Source organism: Bacillus sp. JJ634, assembly GCF_036962285.1.
Lineage (GTDB): Bacteria > Bacillota > Bacilli > Bacillales > DSM-1321 > Peribacillus > Peribacillus asahii_A.
Genome location: NZ_JBALMU010000028.1, coordinates 1 through 5,954, shown reverse-complemented (window position 1 = coordinate 5,954; position 5,954 = coordinate 1). Strand labels below are relative to the sequence as shown.

The 5,954-nt window shown below is 37.5% G+C and carries 7 protein-coding genes; 4 read left to right on the top strand and 3 right to left on the bottom strand.

Annotated features, from left to right (window positions below):
• Window positions 1–42 precede the first annotated feature (42 nt).
• The 3 genes from V7068_RS05515 to yjbM are packed head-to-tail and all read right to left on the bottom strand — an operon-like array spanning window position 43 to window position 2,425.
• Entirely contained in the window at window positions 43–945 is a 903-nt protein-coding gene (locus V7068_RS05515; RefSeq protein ID WP_499711440.1) for an RluA family pseudouridine synthase, read from the bottom strand.
• Window positions 946–960: 15 nt separating this feature from the next.
• Window positions 961–1,755: an NAD kinase gene (locus V7068_RS05510; protein ID WP_488988244.1), complete on the bottom strand. Its 795-nt coding sequence runs from the start codon at window positions 1,753–1,755 to the stop codon at window positions 961–963.
• A gap of 40 nt (window positions 1,756–1,795) precedes the next feature.
• The gene (yjbM, locus tag V7068_RS05505; RefSeq protein WP_499711438.1) at window positions 1,796–2,425 is read right to left on the bottom strand and encodes a GTP diphosphokinase; all 630 of its coding nucleotides are present in this window, start codon (window positions 2,423–2,425) and stop codon (window positions 1,796–1,798) included.
• Window positions 2,426–2,748: 323 nt separating this feature from the next.
• Here yjbM and V7068_RS05500 point away from each other — a divergent pair, with 323 nt between their 5' ends.
• The 4 genes from V7068_RS05500 (at window position 2,749) to V7068_RS05485 (ending at window position 5,541) form a co-directional block, all read left to right on the top strand.
• On the top strand, window positions 2,749–3,327 hold the full coding sequence (locus tag V7068_RS05500; RefSeq protein ID WP_402918990.1) for a CYTH domain-containing protein: 579 nt from the start codon (window positions 2,749–2,751) through the stop codon (window positions 3,325–3,327).
• 28 nt (window positions 3,328–3,355) lie between these two features.
• Window positions 3,356–3,979 carry a lytic transglycosylase domain-containing protein gene (locus V7068_RS05495; RefSeq protein ID WP_499711437.1) on the top strand — a complete coding sequence of 208 codons (624 nt, stop codon included), beginning with the start codon at window positions 3,356–3,358 and terminating at the stop codon, window positions 3,977–3,979.
• A 261-nt stretch (window positions 3,980–4,240) separates the two neighbouring features.
• Window positions 4,241–4,645, top strand: a complete 405-nt coding sequence (locus tag V7068_RS05490; protein WP_375349223.1) for a globin domain-containing protein — start codon at window positions 4,241–4,243, stop codon at window positions 4,643–4,645.
• On the top strand, window positions 4,642–5,541 hold the full coding sequence (locus tag V7068_RS05485) for a ClpXP adapter SpxH family protein (RefSeq protein WP_499711435.1): 900 nt from the start codon (window positions 4,642–4,644) through the stop codon (window positions 5,539–5,541). Before V7068_RS05490 ends, V7068_RS05485 begins: the two co-directional genes overlap by 4 nt.
• Window positions 5,542–5,954 lie beyond the last annotated feature (413 nt).

Sequence of the window (5,954 nt, the reverse complement as noted above, 5' to 3'; positions counted from 1 at the left end):
TCAACATAAAAAACTCGCACAAGCGAGTTTTTTATGTTGAACTTATTTCTTTACTACTAAAGTTTTCATATCTTCTGGAAGGCCTTCCGTGAAGCTCATCGTACGCCTTGTTACTGGATGTGTAAACATTAAGGCATAGCAATGCAGTGCTTGACGAGAGATTTTATCCCGCGTGCCACCGTATAAATCATCCCCTGCCAGCGGATGACCGATATATGCCATATGAACACGAATTTGATGTGTTCGGCCAGTAAGCAGCTGAAGTTCTACAAATGTATAATTAGGCAATCGCTCTAAAACACGATACAACGTACACGCATATTGTCCATCTTCGCGCACTTCTCGTTCCATAATGCTCGTTGTTTTCCGGCCAATTGGTTCCTCAATTCTCCCTTGGTCAGGAGCAAGTGTCCCTTCCGCAACAGCTTGATAACGTCGTTTAACATCCCCTTGCTTCTGTTGTTTACTTAACAAGTGATGAATGTGACGATGTTTAGCAATTAGAACCAAACCCGATGTATCACGGTCCAGACGCGTTGCGATATGAATCGTTGCCGCTATATTTTGTTCTTTATAATAGCCTGCTAAAGCATTTGCTAGACTTCCATATGGGTGTTCTCTTGAAGGAATCGTATTCATGCCAGCTGGTTTTTTCACAACTAAAAGATACTCATCCTCATAGATTATATCGAGCGGAAGTGATTCGGCACGCAAGCCTGAACTCGGTTCTTCTTTCGGAAACGTGACAACAACTTGATCGCCCGCTTTAAGCTTTTCTCTTACCGTCACTTCTATCCCGTTTACCTCGATTCTACCGCCCTTAAATTTAATATCCGTTAAAGCCGCTTTTGAAATCTCCTGCTTCATCAAAAATTCTCGTAATAGACTTGCTGCCTCTTCTTCTGTGACCGTCCAGCTTAAGGAGAAACATGATTGACTAGACATCGGTTGTAAACTCCTTTAGTTTGCAATAAATGAATCATGTACCCTTTTCCAAAACGGAAATGGTCTAAATCTTGCAAAACGAATTTTTTCATCCGCTACGCGACATTGAATCGATTTAACATCTTCCTGAAGCAATGTTAAATGGTCGACCGTAATTTGGAAATTCACATCATTGACCGGACGCAGCGTACATGTATGATGTGCAGGAAGCAATAATGGGGAACCGATCGTTCTAAACACCCGATTGTTAATCGAGGCAAGTTCCGTTACTTGAATGGCATCAATAGAAGGATGGATAATAGCCCCTCCTAATGCCTTGTTATACGCCGTACTTCCCGAAGGCGTTGCAATACATAAGCCATCGCCGCGGAATCTTTCGAAATGCTGACCGCGAATTTCTACATCCATAACAAGCGTCCCTTCCACGCTCTTTACCGTTGATTCATTTAAAGCAAGAAATCTTGCTTCACGTCCGCCATGCTGATAACGCACAATCGTTTCAAGCAATGGATATTCAACAACTTGAAATGGTGTTTTTGCCAAGGCAATCACTAATTTTTCAATCTCATCAGGAGTCCAGTCCGCATAGAATCCAAGATGACCTGTATGAACACCGACAAAAGCCGTTTTATCCAGACGGTTTTTATAGCGATGAAATGCATATAATAATGTCCCATCCCCTCCGACGGATATCACGATGTCTGGTTGATCTTCATCATATTTCAAATTAAAATCTTGAAGATACGTTCTCATCCGTTGCATTAAAGCATTCGATTTTGTATCTCCTTTTGAAGTAATTGCAAATTTCATACACCCACACCCTACTAGTTATATTTGTTTAACTAAACTATCAATGGTCCTTTGAGTCTTTTTTTCTAGAAAAAAGCCGTTGTGCTTCTTGAATTTCTAATCGAATTTGAGACATTTCCTCATCCAATAAAAAGGCCGCTTCTGCTGCACGCTTCAAACGAACTTGAATGTCTTTCGGGAAATCGCCTTTATATTTATAATTTAAAGAATGTTCAATCGTTGCCCAGAAATTCATAGCTAATGTCCGAATTTGAATCTCTGCTAAGATTTTTTTCTCTCCATTAATCGTTTGAACTGGATAACAAATGACAACATGATATGAACGATAGCCGCTATTTTTTTGATGCGAAATATAATCTCGCTCTTCTATAATCTCAAAATCATTTCTATTTCTCAGCAACTCGACAACTTGCTTAATATCATCAACAAACTGACACATCATTCTAATGCCTGCAATATCTTGTATTTCTGTATCTAACTTATCGAGCGGAATATTTTTTTGACTAGCCTTATCTAATATACTAGAAATTGGTTTAACCCGACCTGTCACAAATTCAATTGGAGAATGAACTTGTGCACGTTTAAATTGTACTCTCAATCCCTTTAATTTAACCTTCAGTTCCTCAACAGCCTGTTTATAAGGCGCCAAAAAATCATCCCATTGTTCCATTGCTGCACCACCTAATTCCCTCTAAACAAAATCTACTATTTGTTATAGCAGTTTCCCCTATCATTCGCTCACAAACAGCCTAATACTTTTAAGCCTGCAAGCATATATGTATATTTATCCTTCTTTTCTAGAATCTTTTCGGGAGAACATAATTCTGCATAATCTTAGACATTATTTCTCCACTTAACGATTATATTTTATCATATCCTGCAGGCCATGCCTAAATATTGAAAAATTATCTGGAAAAATAATTGAAGAACATTTGACAGAAGAGTTCGTTCTTATATCATTAAAATAAAAAGGCTCAAAGAAAGGAATTACAGATGGACCAGCATATTGAAATTGAATTTAAAAACCTGCTCTCTAAAGAAGCATTTGAGAGGCTCGTACACTATTTCCAAATCGCACCTGATTCTTTTATCACGCAACAAAACCATTACTTCGATACGAAAGATTTTGATTTAAAAAAACAATATTCCGCTCTACGGATTCGCGAGAAAAACGAAGCATATGAGCTCACTTTAAAACAGCCGGCAAAAGAAGGCTTATTAGAATCTAACCAAGCATTATCTAAACAAGAAGCCGAAGCTTTTCTACATAACGGACTATTCCCCGAAGGTCCTATACAAGCACTTCTGATTCAAGCTAAGCTGAACCCGTCGGATTTCATATGCTTCGGTTCATTGCGGACAGATCGCGCTGAGCTCCCCTTTCAAGATGGATTGCTCGTCGTTGACCATAGCTTTTATGCAGGGAAAGAAGATTATGAACTGGAATATGAAGTGCAAGATGCAGAAAGTGGAGAAAAGATTTTCAGGGAACTGCTTGAAACACTTCAAATTCCGCTTCAAGAAACCGAAAATAAAGTTAAGCGCTTTTACGAAGCAACTTTTGGCGAATAATTTCGCTTCATAAATGGAGGTGAAATGGATGAATGTCCATACTATTAAAACGCTTATTGAGCTACAAGCTCTTCAATCACTTTCAAGCACGAATTCTACAAGCAGTCATTCTAATTCCCTTTTTCAAGACATGCTGACAGAAGTGCTGTCAAGTGACACACTAGGAGACAAGGCCGCTCAATCATTAGGTTCTGTATGGAGCACGCTTTCTAACAATATACACATGCCGTCACAATCTCACGCAATCCCGCAAGCGAGTTCAACTCCAGACAAAAAAACAGATTATGATGCGATTATTACAGAAGCTGCTGCTTTATATAAACTGCCTGAGAAATTAATTAAATCTGTGATTCAACAAGAGTCTAATTTTAATTCAGATGCCAAAAGCTATGCAGGTGCTAGCGGATTAATGCAATTAATGCCTGCCACAGCGAGAAGTTTAGGAGTGCAAAACATCTTTGACCCCGCAGAGAATATTATGGGAGGCAGTAAATATTTAAGCAATATGCTCACTAAGTATGATGGGGACCTTGAAAAAGCTTTAGCCGCCTACAATGCTGGCCCTGGAAATGTTGATAAATACGGCGGCATCCCTCCTTTTAAAGAAACGCAAAATTATGTAGCTAAAATCATGGATACATATTTAAGCTAAGCTTTTACAGTCGACTATGAAATGAGTCGACTTTTTTATCGTTATTTTTGTTAAATTCTGTTATTGATTTCAGGCTCATTCATATGAAATAATCTTATAAACTTATGGTCGTTTGAATTGAATCGATCACAACATGTCTGTGTAAAATTTTCATCAAGCTAGAAATTTGTGATATTAAGTGTCCATTGTTAAAATAATGATTAAATATCCGGCTAAACTAAAACAACGTCGGATTATCTTTTCATAAAAGGAGTAATCAGCATGACGCAAGGGAACCCTACACCATATGAAGCCATTGGAGAAGGGCAATTACACAGGTTAATTGATGCATTTTACTCCAAAGTTCAAAAGCATCCCGATTTGCATCCAATCTTTCCTGATGACTTAACTGAAACCATTCGAAAACAAAAACAATTTATGACTCAATACTTGGGAGGTCCTTCCCTTTATACAGATGAACATGGTCATCCAATGCTAAGAGCTCGACATCTTCCATTTGAAATTACACCAGAACGAGCAAAAGCATGGCTTTCCTGTATGTATGAAGCCATGGATGAAATCGGTCTTGAAGGTGAAATTCGTGACTTTTTCTATCATCGCCTCTTTTTGACAGCACAACATATGGTTAATACAGCTTCCACTGATGGGAAAGGAGAAGACAGTTGAGCGTTCATAAATCCGTTTTCAACATTTCCGATTGGAGTAAACGACAACATTGTTATGATATTGGAAAAAAGCCAATTGAGATTTATGTGTTTATTGACCCTCTTTGTCCTGAATGCTGGGGATTGGAACCAGTTATTCGAAAACTGCAAATTGAATACGGTCAATTATTTAGCTTACGACATGTAGTAAGCGGAAAACTAGCCTCTCTTAATATCGGGAAAAATAAAAGTTTTGAACAGATCGCTCAAGCTTGGGAAAAAACAGCGAGCCGTTCCGGTATGTCTTGTGACGGTGATTTATGGTTGGAAGATCCTATCACCTCCCCGCATATCGTATCTATTGCGATAAAAGCAGCCGAACTTCAAGGAAGAAAATTGGCTACTCATTTTTTAAGAAAATTACAGGAATACATTTTTATTAAAAAGAAGAATATATCCAATATCGATGTGTTAACGGAGTGTGCCAAAAGCGTGGGACTAGATGTCGATGAATTCATGCATGATATTACTTCATCAAGCGCTTCAAAAGGATTTCAATGCGACCTAAAAATCACAACAGAAATGGATGTTCAAGAAATTCCATCATTAGTCTTCTTCAACCAAAATATCGAAGAAGAAGGCATTAAGCTATCGGGTGTGTATCCTTATGAAGTATATGTTCAAATTTTAGATGATATGTTAAAAGGTCTGCCCGAACCAAGCGCTCCCCCTTCTCTTGAACAATTTATGAGTTGCTTTACATTGGTCGCTACAAAAGAAATTGAAGCTGTCTATAATATGAATAAAAGTACAGTCGAACGAGAAATGAAAAAACTTGTTCTCAAACAAGTCGTAAAAAAAATCCCCGCTAAATACGGAACGTTTTGGAAATATACAAAAAAGCAGTCAGCTGAATGACTGCTTTTTTTCACAAATAAAGAGCCATGCATCTTATATGCATGGCCATTGTATAGAAAATAAGGGGTAGGAGAAATCTTTCACAATTAAACAAAAAGGTATGAGTTTGTTTGTAATTCATTTCACAATAAATATAACAGAAAACAAGACCGTTTATCAAGTAGCTTGTGCATAATTTCACAAAAAATTTACAAAACGTTCACTTATTATATTTATATATTGTATAACAGTATTTCTCCTTTTCTATTTCCTATTTTACAAACGCTATATTTAACGAAAAAGCCATGTAAATCTATGATTTACATGGCTTTTTATCTATTCATACGAACAAAGGGGATGGGAGAAATTTCACATGCAAACAAAGGGGTATAAGTTTGTAGTGATTTATTTCATATCTGTACTATATCAGATAA